We start from the raw sequence: 21,833 nt of genomic DNA on the forward strand, positions 1-21,833 counted from the left end.
CAATTTGAGGACCTACGGCGACGCCTTGCCGGCACGTCTTCGAGCGACCGGGGGCCCTAGGCCGGGAACCGTCCCTGTCCACAACCGTTTGTTCTCGGATCAACCGGAGACCGCGCCATGCGTGCACTCCTCATCATCTTCCTGCTGGGAATGTTGGCCGCGGTTGGCTATTTCGTTTATTCCGCGATGGCGGTCGAGGGCGAGCCGATCCCGACGGAAGGCTACGTGGCGCTGGCGTTGGGGGCCGGTTTTTCCGTTCTTGTCGGCATCGGCTTGATGGTGCTGCTGTTCTTCAGCAGCCGTCGCGGCTACGACGAACCGCCGCATTTCAAGTAGCGGCGCGTGGTCCGGCGGACCGTCGTTGACGGCCTCGAGCCGGGCAGGCACTTTGGCAGCGAGGTTCCAGCCGGGGACCGCAAAGACGAAACTGAGCCGCCTGCTCGCATGTCCAAGCCGCTGATCTCCGCTCTGGCCCAGTTCGCGGCCGCCACGGCCGGCCGCAACATGACCAGGGCGGCCTATGTGGCCGTCGCCGTCGGCGTGCTTGCCATGGTGCTCCTGACGGTCAACCCGGCCTATGAGACGGCACATCGCTGGGTCGACGCCCTGCTTTGGACCTGTCTCGTGTACTTCGTATACGAATGGGTGGTCCGGCTGCGCCATATGACGCGACAGGGGCGCCTTGCACTCTACATGTCCTCCTCCGCCGGGCTGGTCGACGCGGTCGGTGCGTTGGCCGTGCCGGCCGCGCTGATTCTCGGGATCGAGCCCAGGACGGCGTGGCTGCTCAGCGTGCTCTGGGTGCTGAAGGTGGTGCCGGGCATTCCCGGCCTGCGGCAGCTCCGCCGCGTGCTGGTGCTGGAATCGGGGCCGCTGGTCAGCGTGCTCGTGATCTTCCTGATGGTGGTCTTCCTGGCCTCGGTTGCCGAATATTTCCTGGAGCGGGACGTGCAGCCGCAGACGTTCGGCAGCGTGCCGGCCGCGCTGTGGTGGGCCGTCGCAACCCTGACGACGACGGGCTATGGCGACGTGGTGCCGGTGACGCCGCTGGGCCGCATGGTGGCGGCGCTGGTGATGATCTCCGGCCTCGGTGTGTTCGGCCTCTGGACCGGTATTTTGGCGACCGGCTTTGCCGCGGAGACCCGGCGCGACAATTTCCTCAAGACCTGGGAATCCGTCAGCAAGGTGCCGTTCTTTGCAGCGCTTGGACCGGCCGCCATCGCCGACGTCACCCACATGCTGCGCACCATGGAGCTGCCGGCGCGCACCATGATCATCCGCAAGGGTGCGCAGGGCGACTGCATGTATTTCATCGCCGCCGGCGAGGTCGAGGTCGACCTGCCCGGCAAGAAGGTGCGGCTCGGCGATGGCGCCTTCTTCGGCGAGATGGCCTTGCTCGGCAACAATTTGCGCGGCGCCAACGTCTCGACCACCAAGGTGTCGCGGCTTCTTGTGCTCGACCTCGTCGACTTCCGCGTGCTGATGGCGCGGCATCCCGATCTCGCCGAGACCATCGATGCCGAGGCGAAGCGGCGCACGCTCGAAAACAAATAAATGGCGACAAGCAAAATAAATGGAGACAAGAATGTCGGACACAGCCGACGCAGCCACTGGCCCGGTGCTCGAACTCGTTGGCGCACGCGCCACCATCCGCCTCAACCGGCCCAAACATCTCAACCGGCTCCAGGCCGAGGATCTCGGCGAACTGGTCAAACTGTTCGACCGGGTCGAGGCCGATCCTGCTATCCGCGTGCTGGTGCTGACCGGCACGGGGCGCGCCTTCTCCGCCGGCTATGACCTCAATTCCGTTGCCGAGCGCGCGGTCAGTGCGAACGAGCAGCAGAGCGCGGGATCGGCGTTCGAGGTGGTCGTCAACCGGCTGGAGGATCTCGGCGTCCCCACGATCTGCCGGCTCAACGGCGGCGTCTATGGCGGCGCGACCGACCTCGCGCTTGCCTGCGACTTCCGCATCGGCGTCGATACCGCCGAGATGTTCATGCCCGCGGCACGGCTCGGGCTGCATTACTACAGCAGCGGCATCAAGCGTTACGTGACGCGGCTCGGCGTCGACAATGCAAAAAAACTGTTCCTGACCGCGCAAAAGATCAGCGCGCCGGAGATGCTGCGGATCGGCTATCTCACCGACATGGTGGCGTTGGAGTTTCTGGACGAGGAGGTCGACAGGCTCGCTGCGATCCTCGCCGGCAACGCGCCGCAGGCGATGCGCGGCATGAAGCGCGCCATCAACGAATTCGCCCGCGGCGAATTGGACGCGCAAGCCGCCGATCAGCGTCACCGCGACAGCATGCGCGGCGACGAGATCAAGGAAGGCATCAAGGCGTTCGCGGAGAAGCGACCGCCGAAATTCTGATCAAGCCCGCTTCGACCGCATCGCGCGCACCTGCGTGAGCCTGGGATCGCGGGCAAGCGCCTTGTAGTGTTTGCTCTCGATGGGATAGATCGCGATCCGGCCCTTGCTATCGGCATGAACGCCCCAGCCGAAGCGCTTGCCCAGGCTCGACGCCCTCATGCACGCCTGCCCTCGGGAGAAGAACGCTTCGCGGGCCGCCTGCTTCTCCGTTTTCGTCGCCTTCACGGCGAGTTCGCGTCCCGACGCAGAGGTCGCGAAGATCACGTCGTCGGACGTGTATTTGTAAGGCGCCTTGGCGATCATCCCGTATTGCAGGCACGCCACCGTCGGCTTTCCCGCGCGCAGCGGCGGCTCTTCGCCGGTACGCGCAGGACAATCTTCAGCAACCTGGATGAAGGTGTTGAAGCAGTTGGTCGTGTGCACCGGCTTCGTCATCTGCAACCCCGGTTCATTCAACCGCCAGCCGCCGCAGCATGCTGCGCCGCCATCTCAGCGTCCGCTGCGTTGATGCGCTGGAACGCGGGCCGCGAGGTCATGCGTTCGGCATAGCGGACGAACACGTCCTTTTTCGGCACAATGCCGAACATCATGGTCCAGCTGAACGCGACGCCCCACAGCACGTCGGCGCCCGTCATGCGCTCGCCGAGCAGATACGGGCCCTTCGACAGCTGCGCCTCGAGCGCGCCGAGCATGATGTCATAGTCGGCATACGGCGATTGCGTGATCGGTGCCGGCTCGCGCTGCATGAACTTGTCGATCAGGGCCGGCTCGAACGAGGCGCCGTAATAGGCGATCCAGCGCAGATACGGGCCGCGCAGCGGATCGTTCAGCGCGGGTGTCAGCCCCGCCTGCGGAAACAAATCGGCTAGATAGATGGTGATCGCGACCTGCTCGGTCACCAGCGCGTTGCGGTGGTGGATCGCCGGCACCTTGCCGAGCGGGTTGATGGCGAGATAGGCCGGCTGGCGCTGCTCGCCGGCCTTCATGTTGAGGACACGAAGATCATAAGGCGCTCCCAGTTCCTCCAGCAGCACCCGCGTGCCGGTGGCCCGGGTTTGCGGCGAATAATACAGCGTGATGCGGTTCGGATCAGTCATGGCGGTCTCCATCTGCCGGCTGGCGATGGCGTTGTAGCGGACCATACCTGACATCCTGTGTCAGGTATGGTTTAAGGAATCATGCGCGCGAGCCGGATGCTGTCGATCCTCACCACCCTCCAGGCCAAGGGGCAGGTCACCGCGCCCGAGCTCGCGCAGGCCTGCGAAGTCTCGGTGCGCACGATCTACCGCGACATCGACGCGCTCGCGGCGTCCGGCGTCCCCGTCTATGCCGACCGCGGGGCGGAGGGCGGCTATCGCCTGCTCGACGGCTATCGCGTGCGGCTGAACGGTCTGTCGCAGAGCGAGGCGGAAGCGCTGTTTCTGGGGGGATTGCCGGGCCCAGCGGCGGCGTTCGGGCTGGATGCGGCGATGATCGCCGCACAGAACAAGCTGATGGCCGCGCTGCCCGCCAATTTGCGCGAAGACGCCGGACGGATGCAGGAGCGCTTTCACCTCGACGCGCCGGGCTGGTTCGGCGAGGCGGAAGAACCGAAGCATCTGCGCACGATCGCCGCCGCGACCCTGCGCGGGACACTGATCAAGATCCGCTACCAGAGCTGGCGCGCCGAGAAGCAGCGTCGCGTCGCGCCGCTCGGTCTCGTGCTGAAAGGGGGCAGCTGGTATCTCGCAGGTCTGGTCGACGGCAGCGTGCGGACCTATCGCGTCGCGCGCGTGCTCGACTGCACCGCGCTCGACGATCGGTGTGAGCGGCCCGCCGGTTTCGATCTCGCCGGCTATTGGCGGGATGCAACGCTGCGTCTTGAGGCCGAGATGCATCCCAATGTCGCGATCGTTCGGCTGTCGCCCTTCGGCGTGAAACTGCTCGATGCCCTGAGCCAGCCTTACGTCAGGGCGCGTACGCAGCTCGAAGAGACCGCGGATGCGGACGGCTGGCGCATTGCCAGAGTGCCGACCGGCAAGACGTCATGGCATGCCGCCGCCGAATTGTTGCGGCTCGGGCCCGAGGCCGAAGTGCTGGAGCCGGCCGACCTGCGCGAGAAGATGGCCGAGCTGACAGAGGCGATGGCTGTGCGCTATCGCGCGGCGCGGAAAACAGGACGGCGGCGCGACGCGCCGCGACCGACGAAACACTCCTGAAACACGATTCTCCCCGCGCTGCATGAACGCATTCGCGTTTCGGCTCGACCGAGATGCAGGGACACAACAACGGCCCTTACGCCAAACTGGAGAATGAAAATGTTTCGTAAGCTTGCACTTGGTCTGATCGCCGCCGGCTCGCTCGGCGTTGCCGCTCTCGCCCCCACCGCCGCGTCGGCCCACGGCTTCCACCATCACTGGGGTCACGGCTGGGGCTTTGGCGGGGTCTACGTCAACAGCGGCGTCAACAATTGCTATCAGGAGCGCGTCGTCCAGACCCGCCACGGCCTGCGCGTCCGCGTCGTGAACGTCTGCGCATACGGGATCTACTGATATCCCGCATTCACGACAAAGCCCCGATCGCACCGCGATCGGGGCTTTGCGCGTCGATTTTTCTTCCGCTAGCCGGCCTGTCTATGTCGCCGAAACCAGGCCCAGGTCTCGCGCGTCGTCCGGATGTAGCCGCGGCCACGATGGACGATTTCGCCGTCGACGATCCCGTTCAGCTTCGGCAGTGCGTGGAACGGGATCGAGGGATAGGCGTGATGCTCGACATGGTAGGGCATGTTCCACGCGATCCATTTGACGATCGCGCCGGTGTAGGTGGTGCGGGTGTTCTGGAATGCGCTGCGGGTACGCTCGCAGCCGGTGTGCTCGGCGTAGAGATAGGGACGCAGGAAGAACTGCCCAATGATCAACGGCACGATCCAGACCCAGAGCAGCAGCGCCGACGAGAACCACAACGACAGCACGAGCAGCAGCGCATAGAGCGCGACATAGGCGCGCGCCTCGGTGACGATGATGGCGCGCCTGTTCTCGGGGATCCATGGCACGACGACCTTGCCGGTGACGGCATGGCCGAGCATCAGCCACAGGCGGCCGGCGACCTGAAGCACGCCGCTATAGGCGAGCGCGAGCTGCGTGTCGGATTTCGGCTTCACGCCGACGACGAGCTCCGGGTCCCTCTCGGGGTCTTGGGTGTAGCGGTGATGGTCCCAGTGAAACAGGCAATAATATTCGTAGGGCAAGCCGATGATGAAGCCCGAGAGATAGCCGACCACGAGGTTGAGACCGCGACTTTTGAACGCGGTCTTGTGCGCGGTCTCGTGCACGGCCATGAACAGGAAGGCGACGAGATAGCCCTGCACCGCCATCAGCGGCAACGCCCAAAGGATACCCCAGGTCGTCGAGACCCGCCAGATCAGCGCGCCGACCAGTACGACCATGCCGTAATGGCCGAGGCTCTGCACGGCGCCCCTGAGGTTGGACCGCACCGACAGTTCACGCAGCATCGCCGGCGCCAACGGCTTCAGCCGATGGCCGGAGTCTGAAACGGTTGCGTCGCTCATGATCGGATGCCTGCCCTACTTGCCGAGAAGCTCCGCGATCTCGGCCTTGATGAAGGCCCGATCGCGCGGATTGTTGATGGGGTTGCCGGCGCGATGGCCGTGCAGCGACGGGATCGGATGCAGCACCGCAGAGCGCGCATTGACCAGCCGGCCGAGTTCGTCCTCGTTGTCGCGGACGTCGAAATAGCGGTCGGTCGCACCGGGCATCAGCAGCATGTGGGCCGTGATCGCACCGAGCGCGCGATCGAAATCGCCGTTGAATGTGGCGCAGCGACTGATATCTCCGTTCTGCCAGATCCCGATCTGAGCCAGGAGATCGTTGGCATCGCGCCGGGCAAACGCCGCGTCCCATGTGCGGACGAGATAGTCGTCCAACGAGGTGAAGCCTGCTTCGCGCCAGATCTCGTCGCGATAGAAACCGTGCGACATCGCCCAACCCGCGTAGACTCGCCCCATGGCGCGATAGCCTGCGACGGGCTTCTCGGCGAAGCGGCCGTCACGGAAGGCGGGATCGGCGGTCAGCGCGGCCTTCACACTTTCCAGGAAGACGTAATTATAGGGCGCACAACGGGCACTGCCGCAGACGACGGCCGCCCGTTCGACCATATCGGGATGCAGCGCCGCCCAGTGATAGGCCTGCATGCCGCCCATCGACCAGCCATAGACCAAGGCTAGCTTCGAGATGCCGAACCGCTCGGTGAGCAGCCGATGCTGGACCGCGATGGCATCGTGATAGCTCACGATCGGGAACGGCGCGGCGGTATTCGACGGCGAGGACGACAGGCCGTTGCCGAACAGGTTCGGAATCACGATGAAGTAGCGCGTGGGGTCGAGCACGCCGTCGGGGCCGATCAGCCACTCGGTGTCGGTGTGCTGCGCGCTGAACGAGGTCGGATAGAGAATGACATTGTCCTTGTCCGGACCGAGCGTGCCGTAGGTCTTGTAGGCGAGCTTGAGCGAAGGGACGACGGCCCCGGACCGGAGCGTGACGTCGCCGGCCTCGAAGATCTCGTAGTCGCGCCCTGCCGTCATGGACCGAACTCCCGCTCACGCGGCGAGCGCGCCGCGGAAACAGCGATGCATCGATCATGCCGGTCCCGCAGACGCATCGTCGCGTAACGCTTAATAACTGTACTTATAGTCCATTTATTGTGGATCAGCAAGATAAATCCCGTCGCGAGCCGGCTCAGGCGATGGCGGCCAGGTAGCGCGCGACAGAGGCCGCGAAGGCGGCCTTGGCGCCTGCGGCGATGTTGCGGTCCCACCAGGCGCCGTAGATGCGATCGAAGGCCAGCGGCTCGACGGCAGCCGCAATCCGTCGCACTGCGGCGGCATTGAGTGGCATGTAGTTCGGATATGAGTACATGAAGCTGACGAAGCGGCGATCCATCGTGACCTGCGCGATATCGCCGGTGAGCAGCGCGCCCCTGCCGTCCGCACCCCTCGCATGGTGCAGCATGGTGGCGCCGGCGAAGTGACCACCGGTGCGCAGGAGCAGCACATCGTCGGAGATGCGATGGTTTTCGCCGGTCCAGTGCACGATCGACGCATGCGGACGCGTCACCCATTGGCGATCATCGGCGTGCAAATAGACCGGCACCCCGCCGAACGCCTCGCTCCAGTCGGCGAGCGCGCCATAGTAATGCGGATGCGAGATCGCGATCGCCTTCAACCCGCCGAGCGACCGCATATGCGCGATCGCCTCCGGCGTCGCCAGCGGTACGCAGTCCCACATCAGCCAGCCGTCCGCGAGCGGCACCAGCAGCGCCCGCTGGCCGATCGCAAAACTTGGCTCGAGCGCGATGCCGGTCAAGCCGAGATCGTCGCGCCAGGCCAGGCAGTGACGTTCCGAGAGCGCCTCGCGCGTGAGGAAAGTCTGGCCCTTCCAACCGACGTATTGCCGCTCGTCCTCGCAAATCTGACAGGCCGCGGGCGGATTTTCGCCATCCGGGAATTGCGCGCCGCAGGTTTCGCAGGTCCAGAGAGGCATGCCGTACTCCCAACAGAGACAATCCAACGTCAATAAGGAATTGCTGGCCGTAACTGCAAGGCCCGCCTCCGGGCAAGGGCTGGAACCAACCCGATCAGCACTCGTTAATGCCTCGTCCGCGCCAGAACGATTGGCTGAAAGGATTATGTCCCACCCGCCGTATTCCGGCTGAGACGACGTTTTGGTATCGATGACATCGCGGTCCCCCTCCTCGTCTCGTATCTGGCCCCTGTTCGCTCTCAACTTCTTCATGGCCGACATGCAGTCGGGCATCGGCCCTTTCGTCGGCGTCTTCCTCCAGGAGCGCGGCTGGGCGAGCGGGTTGATCGGTACCGCGATGACGATCGGCAATGTCGCGGGCATGCTGATCACCACGCCGATCGGCGGCTTCATCGACGCCAGCCGCAACAAGCGCATGTGGGTCGTGATTCCCGGCATCTGCGTGGTGCTCGCCTCCGCGATCATCCTGATCTCGCAAAATTTCTGGGCGGTGACGTTCTCGCAGATCGCACAATCGCTGGCGAGCGCCGCGATCGTGCCCGCGGTCACCGGCATCACGCTCGGCATCGCCAAGCAGAAGGGCTTCAACGCGCTCAACGGCCGCAACCAGGCCTTCAACCACGCCGGCAACATGGTCGGCGCCGCGCTGTCGGGCTATCTCGGTTACAAGTTCGGCTATGTCTCGGTGTTCGTGCTGGCGGCGGTGTTCGGCGCCATCGCGATCGCCTGTGTGATGATGATTCCGGCCAAGGCGATCGATGATCGCGCCGCGCGCGGCAGCAAGGAGGACGATCCCGACAGCGCGCCGGACGCGTTCACGATGCTGCTCAAGCACCGCGCGCTGCTGGTGCTGGCACTGGCGCTCGCGCTGTTTCATCTCGGCAATGCCGCCATCGTTCCGCTCTATGGCCTGGCGGCGGTCGCCGAGGGCCAGGCCAACGGCCCGAGCTTCGTCGCGACCATCGTGGTGATCGCACAAGGCGTCATGGTCATCACGTCGCTGATCGCAATGAAGGCGGCGAGCAAGCGCAACTACTGGCCCATCATTCTTGTCTCCTTCATGTTCCTGCCCATCCGCGGCGTGCTCGCCTTCTTCGTCACGGGATGGTGGGGCGTCGTACCGATGCAGGTGCTCGACGGCCTGGGCACCGGACTCCAGACGGTTGCCGTCCCCGGCATGGTCGCGCGCTCGCTCAACGGCACCGGCCGCATCAATCTCGGCCAGGGTGCCGTGATCACCGTGCAGGGTGTCGGCGCGAGCCTCAGCCCCGCGCTTGGCGGCTGGATCGCGCAATGGATCGGCTACGGCCCGACATTCCTGCTGCTCGGCGGTTTCGGCCTCGCGTCCATGGCGCTGTGGTTCGCGTTCGGCGCCCACGTGAAGAAGTATTGAGGCGCGAGCTTCACGTGCCAAAATTCTTCTGGATCGCCTTGTCGAGCGTCTCGCCGCCGACGAAGCGCTGGCGTAGCTCGCGCTTGAGCAGCTTGCCGCTCGGGTTCTTGGGCAGGGCATCGACGAAGATGACGCGCTTGGGCACCTTGAAATGCGCCATCTGGCCGGCGCAATGCTTGATGACGGACTCCTCGTCGAGCTTCTCCCCGCTCTTGACCACGACGATCGCAGTCACTGCCTCGATCCAGCGCGGATCGGGCAGGCCTACCACAGCAACCTCCGACACGGCAGGGATGCGGTAGACCATCTCCTCGACCTCGCGGCTCGCGACGTTCTCGCCACCGGTCTTGATCATGTCCTTGACGCGATCGACCACGGTGATGTGGCCCTCGTCATCGACGGTGGCGAGATCGCCGGAGTGAAACCAGCCGCCGGAGAACGCCGCCGCCGTCTTGACCGGATCGTTGTAATAGCCGGAGAGCAGATGCGGCGAGCGGTGCACGATCTCGCCGACTTCGCCGACCTTCACATCCTCCATCGAAGTGTTGACCACGCGGGTCTCGACATTGAGCACGGGCTTGCCCGCCGAGCCGGCCTTGCGCAGTTGGTCCGCAGGACCCAGCACGGTCGCGAGCGGCGCGATCTCGGTCTGGCCGTAGAAATTCCAGAACTTCACGCTGGGCAGGCGGCGCTGGAGCTCGAGCAGCACCTCCACCGGCATGATCGAGGCGCCGTAATAGCCCTTCTGCAAGGTCGACAAATCCGTCTTGTCGAAATTGGGCGAGCGCAGCATCGCGATCCAGATCGTCGGCGGCGCAAAGAACGATGTGGTCCTGTGCGCCTGGATCAATGTCAGAATATTGTCGGCCGCAGGCTTGCCCGTGATCACACCGGAGGCGCCGAGATAGATTTGCGGCCCCAGGAACACGTCGAGCTGCGCGCAGTGATAGAGCGGAAGCGCGTGCAGGAATTTGTCGTCCACGCTCATGCCGCCGTCGATGATGCAGCTGACATACTGCCACATCACCGCGTCATGGGTCAGCATCGCGCCTTTGGGCAGCGACTCCGTGCCGCTGGTATAGACGATCTGCGCGAGATCGCGGCTGTCGACGGACGCATCGAGATACGAGCCGTCGGAGCTGAGGAGATCGTCGAAGGTGGTGAGGCTAGCGGGCGCGGTGGCGGGATCCTCACCCGGCAGCCAGATCATCTTCTCGACCGCGCAATCCCTGGCGCTGGCCGCGCGCGCGGGCTCGACGAAATCAGGGCCGGCCGCGAGCAGCTTTGCGCCGGAGCTCTTCAGGATGAAATTGATCTCGTCCGGATTGAGCATGAAGTTGATCGGCACCAGCACCGCACCGATCCGGGCCACCGCGAACCGGAGCGCCGCAAAGGCATGCGAATTGCGCGAGAGCACGGCGAGGCGGTCCCCCTTTTTCACGCCGAGGCCAACCAGGCCACGGCCGAGCCGATTGCAGATCGCGTCCATCTCGGCAAAAGTCCAGCTCACATTGCCGCAGCTCACCCCGAGCTTGCCCGGATCGCGACCCGCCGCACGGCGCAGGAGGTCGCCGATGGAATGCTCGCGGGCCTTCGAGATGGTCGCTGCGGTGTCGCCGGTCATTTCCGTTCCCCTGAATTTTCTCATTGCGTGAGTGCCGCCCTGAGCACAGGTCAGGCCATTGCATTCACGCGCGTCTTGTTCTTTGCAAAAGCGTAGTCGGGGCAACCGGCCGCGTCAAATCAGCCAGCGAGCGCGGCGCCGTTACGCAAGAGTTGACGCTTGAGGGAGGCAAATCTAGCCTCGTGCGCCAACGATAGAGTTTGGGGAAATGCCATGTGCCGGATTATGCGTGCCGCCCTAGCGGCCGGATTGACTGCGTTTGTGATCAGCCCGTCTCTCGCCCAGCAGGCGCCGCTCAAGATCGGCGTGCTCTCCGACTTCTCCTCGGTCTATTCCGACATCGGAGGCCAGGGGAATGTCGAGGCCACCAAAATGGCGATCGAGGATTTCGGCGGGCAGATGTTCGGCAAGCCGATCGACATGGTCAGCGCCGACGTGCTGAACAAGCCCGATGTCGCCTCCACCATCGCGCGAAAGTGGTGGGAGACCGAGGGCGTCGACATGATCATCGACCTGCCGACCTCGGCCACTGCGCTTGCAGTGATGGAGCTGTCGAAGCAGTATGAGAAGATCATGATCGTGACGGATGCGGCAAGCTCCGACATTACCGGAAAGTCCTGCTCGCCCTACACCGCGCACTGGACCTACGACACCTACGCCAACGCGCACACGGTCGGCAGCGCCATCGTCAAGAACGGCGGCGATAGCTGGTTCTTCCTCACGGCGGACTACGTGTTCGGTCATTCAGTCGAGCGCGACACCTCCGACGTGGTGAAGGCGGCCGGCGGAAAGGTGCTCGGCAGCGTCAAGCATCCGCTCAACACCGCGGACTTCTCCTCATTCCTGCTGCAGGCCCAGGCCTCGAAGTCCAAGATCATCGGGCTGGCGAACGGCGGTGGCGACACCATCAATGCGATCAAGCAGGCCGGTGAGTTCGGCATCGTCGCCGGCGGCCAGAACCTGGCTGCGATCGTGATGTTCATCTCCGACGTGCACAGCTTAGGGCTGAAGCTCGCGCAGGGACTGATCATCACCGAGGCCTATTACTGGGACCTCAACGAGAAGACCCGCGCTTTCGGCAAGCGTTTCATGGAGCGCGTCAAGCGCATGCCGACGATGAACCAGGCGGCGACCTACAGCGCGACGCTGCACTACCTGAAGGCGGTGCAGGCCGCTGGCACAAAGGACACCAAGACCGTGATGGCCAAGATGCGCGAGCTGCCGGTGAAGGATGCCTTCACCGACAACGGCAGCTTACGCGAAGACGGCCGCATGGTGCACAGCATGTATCTGTTCCAGGTGAAGAAGCCCGAGGAGTCCAAAGGCCCGTGGGACTATTACAAGCTGCTCGCCGAAGTCCCTGCCGACCAGGCCTTCCGGCCCCTGAAGGACGGCGGCTGCCCTCTTGTGAAGTGAGCCAACAGGACGGACAAGGCGTAGGTTCGCTAGCGCTGTCGGTACAGGCTCAGAGCTTGTGCCCCTTCTGTCGCAGCGCCTCGATGAGGCGCTGCTTCAACTCGTCGGCCGTCTTCTGACCGACGTCCTGACCGATCTGCGCGCTGGCCTGCGCCAGCGCATCCGACTTCTCCAGAAGCTTCTTCCCGGCTGGCTGGACATAGAAAGCCTCGATCTGGCGCAGCTCGTCAATGCTGAAGCTCTGCGCATAGAGAGCGGCGACCTGGTCGATCATTGAGGTGAGGGCCGGGGTGTAGATCTCGGAGCCGGGTGCCGTCACCGCGTCATAATCGCGCTCGATCTCCGGCCTGTCCTGCGCGACCCAGGGCCTCAGCTTGAGCAGGAGCTGCGGCAACAGCGCGCGATACTGATCCGCGATCTTCAAGGTGACCACGAGCTTGCGCGCCGCGCTCATCGCCTCCGGCGAGGGCGCTTGCGCCGATGCACCCGAGATCAGGAGCAGGAGTGTGCCGGCGATCGTCAACACAAGTCTGGACATAAACCCCTCCGTTGGATCTCTCCGCGAAAATGCAGGCCGGCGATACTCAACGACCCGCGGGCGCCACGGCAGACCTGTCCGCAGGCGCGCTTTCCAGGACGGTGTCGGCCTCCTCGATCTCCGTCACCTTCACGAACAGGTTCGGCACCCGTTCGGTCCGGTCGAGCAGCCAGGCGGCTGCGATCATGATGACGATGCCGACGACGGAGACCGCGAGCTGCTCCCAGACGCCCTTGGTGTATTGCGTCAGGATCCAGTGCGCCGAGAACGACAGGAAGACGCCAAGGCAGAAGATCGGCAGCGAATGCTGGCCGCAGAGGATCACAGGGCGCAGCCAGGCCCCGTGCAGGGTCCGCCATTTGCGCGAGATGAGGTGAGTCACCCAGATCGCCAGCGCCAGGAAATGCGTGAAGCGCAGCATGTCGAGGTCGGTCTTGTCGATCGGGTAGATCGCCTTGATCATCCATTTCGGGGTCAGGGCATCGAGCGCGGGGACGTGCCAGGTCATCACGATCAGCAGCGCGAAGGCGAGCCAGGCCGCGGCCAGCGCCATCGCCGCCCTGGACCACACCCATCTCGCGATCTTGTCGATCTGGCCGATGCCGCACCAGGCTGCGAACACGAACATCAGCTGCCAGCAGAACGGGTTGAAGTACCAGTGCGTGCCGGGCGGATAGGAGGCGACGTTCCAGTCGAACCAGCGCGCCAGCACGTAGAGCACCACGGATGCGGCGAGCGTCAGGTTCGGCCGGCGCACCAGGCACCACACGATGAAAGGCGAGGCGAAAACGAGCGTGATGTAGAGCGGCAGCACGTCGAGATTGACCGGCTTGTACTTCAGGAGGATCGCCTGCCCGATCAGCTCGTCCGGATGCGACAGGAAATTGAACACGTTGAACTCGTGCTCGTACATCGGATTGTCGAAGCGGCGCGCGGTGCGGGCGATCTGCGCCGTGAACAGCAGGAACAGCATGATGTGGGCGACGTACATCTCGACCGCGCGCCGCCACAGCCGCTTCAGCGCGGCGAGAAACCAGCCGCCAGCGACGATCGGCCCGTAGATCCAGCCGACCAGATAACCGGAGATGAAGACGAAGAATTCGGCGGCGTCGCTGAAGCCGTAATTGCGCAAGGTCAGCCAAGCCACGACGTCGTGCGGAATGTGGTCGAGGAAGATCATCCACAGACCGATGCCGCGGAAGAGATCGAGTCGCAAATCCCGCTCGACCGGCGCGAGCAGCGCTGACTGGTCCCGTGTGATCATGGCCCCGCCTCGTTCGGTGGGCGTCGCGCCGTCGCGGCGCCGCAAAATCGGATGCTAAAAAATTGAAATCAAAAGTCGCCTGGCCGTGTGGCCAGGGCCGACGGTAGCCGACCTTGCTGCGCGCGCAAGGGCATAGTCATCGGAGCGGGCGGCACAAGCGTGCCGTCCTCCGCGCTGCACCATGAAGGGCCCTTCAAGAAAAAGGGCGAAAACAACCCCATGCACAGTAGCTAACTCCTTGCGGCGCCTGCTTAATTTATTTGACGCGTCGGGCAGATTTCGGCCCCGATAGCGGCCCGGCCGCCGCTGCCGTCAGCTGAGCTCGTCACCCGTCGCCTGCATCTCGTTGAGCATCGCCTCGGCCTTGTGGCGCAGCGGCAGCGCGCCGCTCTCGGCGGCGATCGCGATGGTCGCGCGCAGGGCGCTCAGGATCGCCGCCCTGGCCTCCGGATCCGACGGCGGCGTCACCACGGCCTCGCCGAACAGCGCCTCCGCCTCCAGGCCGGAGAACCCCTGTTGCCGCGCGGTGTTGCGCGCTTCGCGCAGCATGTTCTGCGCGGCCTGGACGTCGCCGAGACGGTGGGTGGCGAGCGCCAGGTAGATCGAGCTGCGAAGCACCGCCGAGGTATAGCCGACCGCCTTCGCTTCCTCACGCGCTTCCGTCAGCATGCCGCGCGCCCGGTCAAACAGCCCCTGCTCCAGATAGGCCATGCCGAGATGGCAGGCGAGCACCGGCACGAACAGCCGGATGCCGTGCTTCTGCGCCAGGACAAAACCATTCTCGAGAATGGCCGCGGCCGCCGCCGGCTCGCCGCGGCCGAGCATCAGCCAGCCGCCGCTATAGGCCGCGGCGACGCGGTCGTAGGGGCGGCCGGTCTCCTCCGCGATCGCTGCGGCTTGCTGCTGGAGCTGCTCGGCGGCATCGATCTGGCCCATCACCGTGTGAGTGACGCTGTTCATCATGCAGCAAAGCAGGAGCAAAGATCGTGGGGTCGTGCCGATCGGAGCACTCGCGGTCAGACCCGCAAGGTGGACGCGGGCGGTGGCCAGCATCTTCTCGGCGCGATCGTAGCGGCCGGAAAGAAAATAGGCCTGCCCGAGACTGTATTGCGCGAGATTACGCCAAGCGGGATTTCCCGAGCTTTCCGCCAGATGCACCACATCTTCCCCGATCGTGACAGCTTCAACCGGCGTTCCATAGAAATTCTGGGCACCCGCTCTCATGGTCATGGCCGCGACCTTGCGTTCAATATCGCCAATCGCATCGGCTCGCCGTTCGGCCTCGCTCCCCAAATCCAGGGCTTCGGCGACACGCCCCGACCCGGCAAAGGCCAATCGCGCCTCCATCCGCAGGTCGATGGCGTCCGTTTCGCGCGCGTGCGTCACCGGGATCTTGTCGAGAGAACCCATCGCGATCTCGAAATAATCGACCGCTTCGGCAAAGGCCGAGCGCACCAGACATTTTCGAGCCGCGCTCCTGCCATGCTGAAAAGCCTTCCGCCAATCCTTCGCTCGGGTCGCGTGATAGCAGAGCGTATCCGGACCGTCGGTCCACGCCTCGTCGGTCTCGAGAGCCGCCAGAATGCTGGCATGGATGCTTTCCCGCACCTTCTCGACCATCGAATCGTAGGTCACCTGCCTGACCATCTCGTGCCGGAACTCGAGCGAATCCTCCAACTCACTGTCGATCCTGACGAGCAACTCGGCCCGGTCGAGCGCGGTGAGGCAATCCTGCAGGACGTCTTCCGGCACGGCCGCTACTCTTCGCAGTGTGGCCTGGTCGGCCCGGGGTCCAAGCGCCGCGGCGATCTGGAGAAGCGATCGTTCCTGTCGTGACACACGATCCAGCCGCGCCGCGATCACACCCTGAATGCTGCTGGGGATGCCGAGTTCGTCCACAGGACGCGCAAGGGAAAGGTCGCCCCACTGGCCAAGAAGCATGCCGCTGTCCTTCAAACTGCGGCAGACCTCCTCAATGAACAGCGGAACGTTGGCCGTATGAGAGATGATCCGATTCTTCAGGTCTTCGTTGGTCGTGGCGGGACCAAGCATGTCCGCGAGCATGGCCAGCCCCGAATTGTCATCGAGAGGCCGCATCGCCACGATTTCCGCGCGGCAGCTCGCGATCCACACCGGCATTCCATTGGGCCGCGTCGTCAGCAGCACAAGCAAATCAGGGCATTGCAGCCCCGAAAGGGTCGCGACGACCGCATCGCTGGCCCGATCCATCCAGTGCAGGTCCTCAATCAAAAGGATCGTACGCTGACGACGGGCGACGCTCTCGATGATCGCACAGCTTGCGTCTGAAATCGCACGACCGCGCGCGTGAGGCTCCAATTCATCCCATTGCGGATCGGAAACCGGCAAATCCAGGATCGCGTCGAGAGCCCGCTGTTGCACCACCGGCAATTCGTCTCTGGGATCATCCGTCTTGGTCTGATCTCTTGCTGACGTATCGAGGATCGAGAGCAACAGGCGCTTGAGCGCGCTGTACGGCGCACCCTGGAGATTTGGGCTGCACTCGACATCGATCAGCCGCCAGCCGCCAGCCCGGAGGTCCTGCGCGAATTCATGCGCAAGCCGAGACTTGCCAATGCCGGCGTCACCCATCAGCAGAACCGTCTGCCGGCCGGCAGCAACCCTATCCGCAGCGCGCCACAACAACGCCCGCTCCGTCGTGCGGTCGACGAATCTGGAAACGCTCCGCGCACGTCGGACCCGCCAGCTCGACAGATCACTCGCACCCATCACCCGGTAGACAGGCAGGGGCTCGCCGAAACCACGGAGCGCCTTGCGGCCAAGGAATTCAAAGCGGACGTGTCCGTCCGCCAGCTCCTGGCAGGCTTCGGAGACATAGATCTGGTTCGCCTCGGCTGCCGTCTCCAGCCGAGCCGCGAGGTGCTGGGCTGCGCCGCCGATCTCGTAGACCTTGGAAAATTCGCTCGCGACCATGTAGGCCACCACATGACCCGAGTGCAGGCCGACCCGGACTTGAAGTCCTGGATCGCCCAGACTGCCAACACGCCGGACCAGCTCGATGGCCGCGTGGCAGGCTAAGGGCGCGTGGTTGTCGTCGGCGATCGGGGCGCCGAAGACGGCGGCCAACCCGTCACCCAACTCCTTGCTGACGATGCCGCCGAACTGGCGCACCGCGCCTCTCATCGCCGCAAGAGCAGGCTCGAGGCGCGACACCGCCGCCTCCGGCTCCAGTTCGGCAACAAGACCTGTGGAATCGACGACGTCGGCACGCAGAATCGTCACAAAGCGTCGTTCGCTGTCGGGGTCGACGGGCTGGCGCACCGCCGCTCCGCATTTGGAGCACCAGCGGTCGCCCGGACCAATCGCCGACTGACAAGCGAAGCAATGCATTCCAGCGCCTTCAACCACTGCCTCGGCAGCCTCACCCCAATCCCCGCGAGGCGTTCGACCCAACAATACCTATAGGAAAGTGCATGGCAATTGGGCTTGCGACATAGGCGACGTTACGGGATGGAGGCTCTCTGGACGAAATACATTCCTGAGTGGTAGCGTTGAGGGCGCACAACAAACAGCGTGATCGGCCGTAGCGTGACGCGTATTTTCGGCCACCGCACCAGAGATTTTGACAAACAGACATATGAAGGAAAGAGGCGATGGCCGGACTGGTATATAGCGGCAAGGCATTTCGAGACTTGATGAATAGCAATTACTATCCTTTGGCGAACATGAAGAAGAGCGTCGCGAAGCTCAAGGAGTCCGAGGACATCGACCTGCCGACCTTGGAATACGGCCAGTACCATTTGATTCTGAACCCGGCATCGAACTGGCCGCAGGGCAGCGCCAAGTACTGGCACAAGGAAAAGGGCCGGGCCCGCGTCGACCTCAGCACCCAGCCGAACACAGTCCCCCTGTCCAGGGATGAGCCGGGCGTCATTCCGCTGACGCGATGCGATCTGCTCGATGCCTGCGTCCGGAAATGCTTCAACTCCGAGCCGCCAATCCCGATGAAGACGAAGATCATCACCCACGAAGCCAGCGACGCTTTCGCGCACCGGCACGAGATCCGGCTGGAGTGGGACTACAAGAAGGGCTCGGACAAGCCGACGCTGCTCAATCTGACGATGGTCTGTCCGCACAGATCCTGACGCATTCTGTAGTACGCAAGACGCATCACGCCCGCGCGACTGGCGCGGGCGTAATGTTTGCTTCCGATCGCCGTTCGCCCCAAGGGGGCAGCCCTCGCGCTTGCCAAGACCGTGCTGTCGAAGGAAGCAGCACTGCCAAGACGCTGGTCCTATCCACCGCCTCCAAAAAACCGGTTCAGCTCGTACGCAGTCTGCTGCGGAAGCTCCTCCGGGAAGAAGTGCCCGCCATCAAGCGGCTTTCCGTCGATGTCATCTGCCCACGCCCGCCAGAGCCCCAAGGGGCCGCCCTCGCTCGCATACCACGCGTTGAGGGGGCCGCGACCGCTCCAGAGCACGAGCACAGGGCAGTCAATTCGGCGGCCGGAACGACGGTCCGCCACATCGTGCGCGTGATCGAGTGTCGCGGCCGCACGATATTCCTCGCAGATCGCGTGAACATGCGCCTCATCGCTCAACGCGTCGATATAGGCTGCTCGCACCGCCGGACTGAAGCTGCCGGCCGAAGACCCCCAGCCATGCAGCGCATTGTCGATGATGGCGTCGGGGGCTGCCGACAATAACCGCTCGGGAAGAGGTTCAGGCTGCGCAAGCAACGACCACGGCCAATAGCCGACCGTCAGGTTCTTGTCGGCGCGCTCCCAGGCGTCGGCAATAGGAACGACATCCAGGACGGCAAGCCGCTGCACGCGTTCGCGGTGATCAAGCGCGAGCCGAAAGGCGACACGGCCGCCACGATCATGGCCCGCGACCGAGAAACGGTCGAAGCCGAGTTTCGTCATGACGGACACCATGTCGTTTGCCATTGCTCGTTTTGCATATGGCGCATGGTCCGGACTGGAGGGAGGACAATCGCTCCGGCCATATCCGCGAAGATCGGCGCAGACCACGGTGAAGTTTTGCGCGAGCAACGGCGCAACGTCTCGCCACATCAGATGCGTCTGCGGAAATCCGTGCAACAGGAGAACGGCCGGCCCCGAACCGGCCCGACGGATGAAGATCCGGGCCTCGTCCGCCTGAACATCGGCGGCGTCGAAATCCTCGAACTGCATTGGCCCTCTCCTTCCGAACGACGGCAAGCCAACAAGCGAGCACCGGACGGGCCCGGTGTCCTCGTGTTGACGCCCGGCGCCATCCTGGGTTCCTTCCCGGATGGCATGCTCTGGGCTGATCGCGCTTACGCTTGGCAGCTCCACCGACGGCGACGGGACGCGCTTCGGCATGGTCCGAACGAACCCAAGCTCAGCCAAGCAGGACATGCATGATCGAGGACGCCCCAAAACAAAAAATGGCGCGCGCAAGGCGTGCCATTTCCTTCTGTAAACCAACAAATTCAGCGAAGGCCGCCGGCGACGTGAAGCGTCTCGCCCGTGACGTAGGATGCGTCGTCCGAAGCGAAGAAGGCCACCGCGGCAGCGATCTCCTCGACCTTGCCGACTCGGCCAAGCGGAGTGGTGGATTCGATCCAGTTTCGCATGTCGCCCTCGTGCAGGCCGGCGGACACGACCCCCTCGGTGACGATCATGCCGGGATTGACGGCGTTGACGCGGATCTTGCGCGGCGCCAGTTCCTTGGCCAGCACGGCGGAGATCGCATCCACCGATGCTTTGGTGGCGGAGTAGACGGCGCCGTTCGGCGGCGCGAGAGTCGACGCCGCGGAGCTGATGTTGATGATGCTTCCGCCATTGGCGTTGAAGTGCCGCGCCGCCTCTCCTGAGACCAGGAGGAGGCCCAGCACATTGAGATCGAACTGCTTGTGGAAATGCTCCGGCGTGATGGCCTCGAGCGGCGCGAACTCGTAAACGCCCGCGTTGTTGACGAGGATGTCGATCGCACCGAGCGCCTTCACGGTTTCCGCGACTACACTTTTCACGTCCTTGGCATCGGCCAGATTGCCGTGGACCGCGACGGCTTTGCCACCCTTGGCGACAATGGCGGCGACGACGCGGTCGGCGGCCTGCTTGCTGGAGCTGTAGTTGACGGCGACCGCCGCGCCCTCGGCCGCGAGCCGCGCGGCGATTTCGGCACCGATGCCTTTGGATGCGCCGGTCACGAGCGCAACTTTTCCTTCGAGTCTCTTGGTCATCACATTCTCCATCATCCGGCGCGACGCCGATATTCAATAGTTCAATATTAGTGAACTATTGAATGAGTTCAAGGGAGGTGCTATATTTTGTGCATGGTGCAGTTCGTTCACCCATCGCGGAGCGAGATTTCACTGGCTGGGGTGCTGGGAGCGCTCGCGGACCCTATGCGGCTGCGGATCGTCAAAAGCCTGGCCGCACAGAGTGATTGCATGTCGTGCACCGAGGCGGCGCCCTGCCCTGACATGGCGAAGTCGACTCTGTCGAACCATTTTCGCATCCTGCGCGAGGCCGGCCTGATCCGGACCTCAAAGCAAGGCGTCCAGCACCGCAATGTCCTACGCGAGGAGGACATCAATGCGCGGTTTCCGAAGCTGCTGAAAATGATCCTTAGCTATCCGGAGTGAGCCGTTCCCCACTCTTGCGCAAGGTGCGACCGACGTTTCCACCGGAGCGCGGCCAAAACAAAAATGGCCCGCGTGAAGCGGGCCATTTTCGGATCGGGACCGGTAAGGTCCGAACTTGGTTGCGGGGAGGCGCAACACCCGATCGCTGCGAAATGGGGCCCAAAATGCGAACGGCGCCCCTTCGGGAGCGCCGTCGCTGGTAGCTCAAGAATCGATGGTTGTAGGGGCTCGCCGTACTCATTTCTTGCGATTGATCGAGCACGAAATCCCGAAGCTTGTCGCATGAATTCCGAGGACCCGCTGATTAAGAGACAGCGCCGGGTTGAGAAAAAATCAATGACTTAGCGGTCGCACCCCTGGACTTATCCGACCGAAAATGGGCATTCGTCGCACGATTATAGCGCTTCGTTCGCGCCGCGTATTAGTCTCGCTATCCAAACGGGAGTGCGGCTTCATGGACCGTGACCAAGGCGCCTCGCGTCGCGAGGACAGCCGTGTTGAAAGTCGGGGTTCGAGTCAGGGGGCCGTTTTGATGATCCCCCCGGAAAAGGCGGTGCGATTCGAGATCATTCGTAAGCGCGAAGCCGATACCCTTGCTTCAGAATTCGAATGAACGTGCGAAAGAAGCCTCCGGCTTGGACGGAGGTTTGGGATGGGATTGGACAGCAAAAAGGACGTCCATTTGGACGGCTCAACGAGGGGGTCGGTGAGCCGGCTGGAGGTTCTTGAAGGACCATCGGGGCGCCGCGTACGTTCGGAAGCCGAGAGAGCTCGGATCGTCGCCGAGAGTCTGTTACCCGGTGCCCAGGTGTCCGAGGTGGCGCGCAAGCACGGAGCGACGCGCTGGCAGATCTACGATTGGCGGCGGCGGTTTCGACAGCGAGGCATGTTGCCGCCGCGCGAGGCATCGCAGCCGACATTCGCGCCGCTGGTCGTGGAAGGTGCGTTGGAGGAGCGTCAGGTTCCGGCGATCAAGCTCGAGATCGCGATCGGCGATGTCGTGCTGCGGACGGACACAGCCATAGATGGCGAGCAGCTGTCCCGTGTGATCCGCGCGATGCGAGCGTCACGATGATCG

Annotated in this window: 22 protein-coding genes; 11 read left to right on the forward strand and 11 right to left on the reverse strand. The window is 63.9% G+C overall.

Features of this window, described 5'->3' with window-relative positions; translation table 11 throughout:
- Positions 1-117: 117 nt before the first annotated feature.
- From IVB50_RS03125 to IVB50_RS03135, 3 genes are all read left to right on the forward strand, one after another.
- A complete protein-coding gene (locus IVB50_RS03125; protein ID WP_018459453.1) occupies positions 118-336 on the forward strand; it encodes a hypothetical protein in 219 nt (72 codons plus the stop codon).
- 108 nt (positions 337-444) lie between these two features.
- Positions 445-1,554 (forward strand): cyclic nucleotide-gated ion channel, encoded by a 1,110-nt coding sequence (locus IVB50_RS03130; protein WP_026233815.1) that lies wholly within the window; start codon positions 445-447, stop codon positions 1,552-1,554.
- A 31-nt stretch (positions 1,555-1,585) separates the two neighbouring features.
- Complete coding sequence (locus IVB50_RS03135; protein ID WP_018459451.1) at positions 1,586-2,371, forward strand: enoyl-CoA hydratase/isomerase family protein; 786 nt, start codon at positions 1,586-1,588, stop codon at positions 2,369-2,371.
- Here the strand turns inward: IVB50_RS03135 and IVB50_RS03140 are convergent, their stop codons facing one another.
- Together IVB50_RS03140 and IVB50_RS03145 are read right to left on the reverse strand one after the other, a co-directional pair.
- Complete coding sequence (locus IVB50_RS03140; protein ID WP_018459450.1) at positions 2,372-2,806, reverse strand: DUF6157 family protein; 435 nt, start codon at positions 2,804-2,806, stop codon at positions 2,372-2,374.
- Positions 2,807-2,823: 17 nt separating this feature from the next.
- A complete protein-coding gene (locus IVB50_RS03145) occupies positions 2,824-3,468 on the reverse strand; it encodes a glutathione S-transferase family protein (RefSeq protein ID WP_026233814.1) in 645 nt (214 codons plus the stop codon).
- Positions 3,469-3,549: 81 nt separating this feature from the next.
- Here IVB50_RS03145 and IVB50_RS03150 point away from each other — a divergent pair, with 81 nt between their 5' ends.
- Both IVB50_RS03150 and IVB50_RS03155 read left to right on the forward strand, forming a co-directional pair.
- Positions 3,550-4,569: a YafY family protein gene (locus tag IVB50_RS03150; RefSeq protein ID WP_085361649.1), complete on the forward strand. Its 1,020-nt coding sequence runs from the start codon at positions 3,550-3,552 to the stop codon at positions 4,567-4,569.
- Between the two features lie 99 nt (positions 4,570-4,668).
- The gene (locus IVB50_RS03155; protein WP_018459448.1) at positions 4,669-4,902 is read left to right on the forward strand and encodes a hypothetical protein; all 234 of its coding nucleotides are present in this window, start codon (positions 4,669-4,671) and stop codon (positions 4,900-4,902) included.
- A 68-nt stretch (positions 4,903-4,970) separates the two neighbouring features.
- On the opposite strand, the gene IVB50_RS03160 is transcribed toward IVB50_RS03155, so the two are convergent.
- The 3 genes from IVB50_RS03160 to IVB50_RS03170 form a co-directional block, all read right to left on the reverse strand.
- Positions 4,971-5,918 carry a fatty acid desaturase gene (locus IVB50_RS03160; protein ID WP_018459447.1) on the reverse strand — a complete coding sequence of 316 codons (948 nt, stop codon included), beginning with the start codon at positions 5,916-5,918 and terminating at the stop codon, positions 4,971-4,973.
- A gap of 15 nt (positions 5,919-5,933) precedes the next feature.
- A complete protein-coding gene (locus IVB50_RS03165) occupies positions 5,934-6,950 on the reverse strand; it encodes an alpha/beta fold hydrolase (RefSeq protein ID WP_018459446.1) in 1,017 nt (338 codons plus the stop codon).
- 154 nt (positions 6,951-7,104) lie between these two features.
- Entirely contained in the window at positions 7,105-7,908 is an 804-nt protein-coding gene (locus IVB50_RS03170; protein ID WP_018459445.1) for a hypothetical protein, read from the reverse strand.
- 190 nt (positions 7,909-8,098) lie between these two features.
- Here IVB50_RS03170 and IVB50_RS03175 point away from each other — a divergent pair, with 190 nt between their 5' ends.
- Complete coding sequence (locus IVB50_RS03175) at positions 8,099-9,301, forward strand: MFS transporter (protein WP_026233813.1); 1,203 nt, start codon at positions 8,099-8,101, stop codon at positions 9,299-9,301.
- A 10-nt stretch (positions 9,302-9,311) separates the two neighbouring features.
- Here IVB50_RS03175 and IVB50_RS03180 read toward each other — a convergent pair whose 3' ends face one another.
- On the reverse strand, positions 9,312-10,925 hold the full coding sequence (locus IVB50_RS03180) for an acyl-CoA synthetase (RefSeq protein ID WP_247294199.1): 1,614 nt from the start codon (positions 10,923-10,925) through the stop codon (positions 9,312-9,314).
- A gap of 213 nt (positions 10,926-11,138) precedes the next feature.
- Here IVB50_RS03180 and IVB50_RS03185 point away from each other — a divergent pair, with 213 nt between their 5' ends.
- Entirely contained in the window at positions 11,139-12,341 is a 1,203-nt protein-coding gene (locus IVB50_RS03185; protein ID WP_026233812.1) for an ABC transporter substrate-binding protein, read from the forward strand.
- A 49-nt stretch (positions 12,342-12,390) separates the two neighbouring features.
- On the opposite strand, the gene IVB50_RS03190 is transcribed toward IVB50_RS03185, so the two are convergent.
- The 3 genes from IVB50_RS03190 to IVB50_RS03200 form a co-directional block, all read right to left on the reverse strand.
- Positions 12,391-12,879, reverse strand: coding sequence for a DUF2059 domain-containing protein (locus IVB50_RS03190; RefSeq protein ID WP_026233811.1), 489 nt, complete (start codon positions 12,877-12,879; stop codon positions 12,391-12,393).
- A 46-nt stretch (positions 12,880-12,925) separates the two neighbouring features.
- Entirely contained in the window at positions 12,926-14,143 is a 1,218-nt protein-coding gene (locus IVB50_RS03195) for an OpgC domain-containing protein (RefSeq protein WP_026233810.1), read from the reverse strand.
- Between the two features lie 312 nt (positions 14,144-14,455).
- Complete coding sequence (locus IVB50_RS03200; protein WP_026233809.1) at positions 14,456-17,512, reverse strand: adenylate/guanylate cyclase domain-containing protein; 3,057 nt, start codon at positions 17,510-17,512, stop codon at positions 14,456-14,458.
- 263 nt (positions 17,513-17,775) lie between these two features.
- On the opposite strand from IVB50_RS03200, the gene IVB50_RS03205 reads away from it, so the two are divergent.
- Positions 17,776-18,267, forward strand: coding sequence for a hypothetical protein (locus tag IVB50_RS03205; protein ID WP_018459438.1), 492 nt, complete (start codon positions 17,776-17,778; stop codon positions 18,265-18,267).
- A 149-nt stretch (positions 18,268-18,416) separates the two neighbouring features.
- Here IVB50_RS03205 and IVB50_RS03210 read toward each other — a convergent pair whose 3' ends face one another.
- Entirely contained in the window at positions 18,417-19,316 is a 900-nt protein-coding gene (locus tag IVB50_RS03210; RefSeq protein ID WP_018459437.1) for an alpha/beta hydrolase, read from the reverse strand.
- A 281-nt stretch (positions 19,317-19,597) separates the two neighbouring features.
- A complete protein-coding gene (locus tag IVB50_RS03215; protein ID WP_026233808.1) occupies positions 19,598-20,350 on the reverse strand; it encodes a glucose 1-dehydrogenase in 753 nt (250 codons plus the stop codon).
- 93 nt (positions 20,351-20,443) lie between these two features.
- On the opposite strand from IVB50_RS03215, the gene IVB50_RS03220 reads away from it, so the two are divergent.
- The 3 genes from IVB50_RS03220 to IVB50_RS03230 all read left to right on the forward strand — a co-directional run bounded on the left by IVB50_RS03220 (position 20,444) and on the right by IVB50_RS03230 (position 21,830).
- Entirely contained in the window at positions 20,444-20,755 is a 312-nt protein-coding gene (locus IVB50_RS03220; RefSeq protein ID WP_026233807.1) for a helix-turn-helix domain-containing protein, read from the forward strand.
- A gap of 454 nt (positions 20,756-21,209) precedes the next feature.
- A complete protein-coding gene (locus IVB50_RS03225) occupies positions 21,210-21,368 on the forward strand; it encodes a hypothetical protein (RefSeq protein WP_157643104.1) in 159 nt (52 codons plus the stop codon).
- A 93-nt stretch (positions 21,369-21,461) separates the two neighbouring features.
- Positions 21,462-21,830 carry a transposase gene (locus IVB50_RS03230; protein ID WP_247294210.1) on the forward strand — a complete coding sequence of 123 codons (369 nt, stop codon included), beginning with the start codon at positions 21,462-21,464 and terminating at the stop codon, positions 21,828-21,830.
- Positions 21,831-21,833: the final 3 nt, after the last annotated feature.

The organism is Bradyrhizobium sp. 87 (assembly GCF_023073015.1).
Taxonomy (GTDB): Bacteria; Pseudomonadota; Alphaproteobacteria; order Rhizobiales; family Xanthobacteraceae; genus Bradyrhizobium; species Bradyrhizobium canariense_D.

Bases quoted from the DNA above. Each gene is read 5' to 3' on its own strand.
- IVB50_RS03130 (WP_026233815.1), top strand. From the start codon at position 445: ATGTCCAAGCCGCTGATCTCCGCTCTGGCCCAGTTCGCGGCCGCCACG.
- IVB50_RS03190 (WP_026233811.1), bottom strand. From the start codon at position 12,879: ATGTCCAGACTTGTGTTGACGATCGCCGGCACACTCCTGCTCCTGATC.
- IVB50_RS03200 (WP_026233809.1), bottom strand. From the start codon at position 17,512: ATGCATTGCTTCGCTTGTCAGTCGGCGATTGGTCCGGGCGACCGCTGG.
- IVB50_RS03205 (WP_018459438.1), top strand. From the start codon at position 17,776: ATGGCCGGACTGGTATATAGCGGCAAGGCATTTCGAGACTTGATGAAT.
- IVB50_RS03150 (WP_085361649.1), top strand. From the start codon at position 3,550: ATGCGCGCGAGCCGGATGCTGTCGATCCTCACCACCCTCCAGGCCAAG.
- IVB50_RS03180 (WP_247294199.1), bottom strand. From the start codon at position 10,925: ATGACCGGCGACACCGCAGCGACCATCTCGAAGGCCCGCGAGCATTCC.
- IVB50_RS03145 (WP_026233814.1), bottom strand. From the start codon at position 3,468: ATGACTGATCCGAACCGCATCACGCTGTATTATTCGCCGCAAACCCGG.
- IVB50_RS03185 (WP_026233812.1), top strand. From the start codon at position 11,139: ATGTGCCGGATTATGCGTGCCGCCCTAGCGGCCGGATTGACTGCGTTT.
- IVB50_RS03220 (WP_026233807.1), top strand. From the start codon at position 20,444: ATGGTGCAGTTCGTTCACCCATCGCGGAGCGAGATTTCACTGGCTGGG.
- IVB50_RS03195 (WP_026233810.1), bottom strand. From the start codon at position 14,143: ATGATCACACGGGACCAGTCAGCGCTGCTCGCGCCGGTCGAGCGGGAT.
- IVB50_RS03175 (WP_026233813.1), top strand. From the start codon at position 8,099: ATGACATCGCGGTCCCCCTCCTCGTCTCGTATCTGGCCCCTGTTCGCT.
- IVB50_RS03210 (WP_018459437.1), bottom strand. From the start codon at position 19,316: ATGCAGTTCGAGGATTTCGACGCCGCCGATGTTCAGGCGGACGAGGCC.
- IVB50_RS03140 (WP_018459450.1), bottom strand. From the start codon at position 2,806: ATGACGAAGCCGGTGCACACGACCAACTGCTTCAACACCTTCATCCAG.
- IVB50_RS03170 (WP_018459445.1), bottom strand. From the start codon at position 7,908: ATGCCTCTCTGGACCTGCGAAACCTGCGGCGCGCAATTCCCGGATGGC.
- IVB50_RS03165 (WP_018459446.1), bottom strand. From the start codon at position 6,950: ATGACGGCAGGGCGCGACTACGAGATCTTCGAGGCCGGCGACGTCACG.
- IVB50_RS03160 (WP_018459447.1), bottom strand. From the start codon at position 5,918: ATGAGCGACGCAACCGTTTCAGACTCCGGCCATCGGCTGAAGCCGTTG.
- IVB50_RS03225 (WP_157643104.1), top strand. From the start codon at position 21,210: ATGGACCGTGACCAAGGCGCCTCGCGTCGCGAGGACAGCCGTGTTGAA.
- IVB50_RS03215 (WP_026233808.1), bottom strand. From the start codon at position 20,350: ATGACCAAGAGACTCGAAGGAAAAGTTGCGCTCGTGACCGGCGCATCC.
- IVB50_RS03125 (WP_018459453.1), top strand. From the start codon at position 118: ATGCGTGCACTCCTCATCATCTTCCTGCTGGGAATGTTGGCCGCGGTT.
- IVB50_RS03155 (WP_018459448.1), top strand. From the start codon at position 4,669: ATGTTTCGTAAGCTTGCACTTGGTCTGATCGCCGCCGGCTCGCTCGGC.
- IVB50_RS03135 (WP_018459451.1), top strand. From the start codon at position 1,586: ATGTCGGACACAGCCGACGCAGCCACTGGCCCGGTGCTCGAACTCGTT.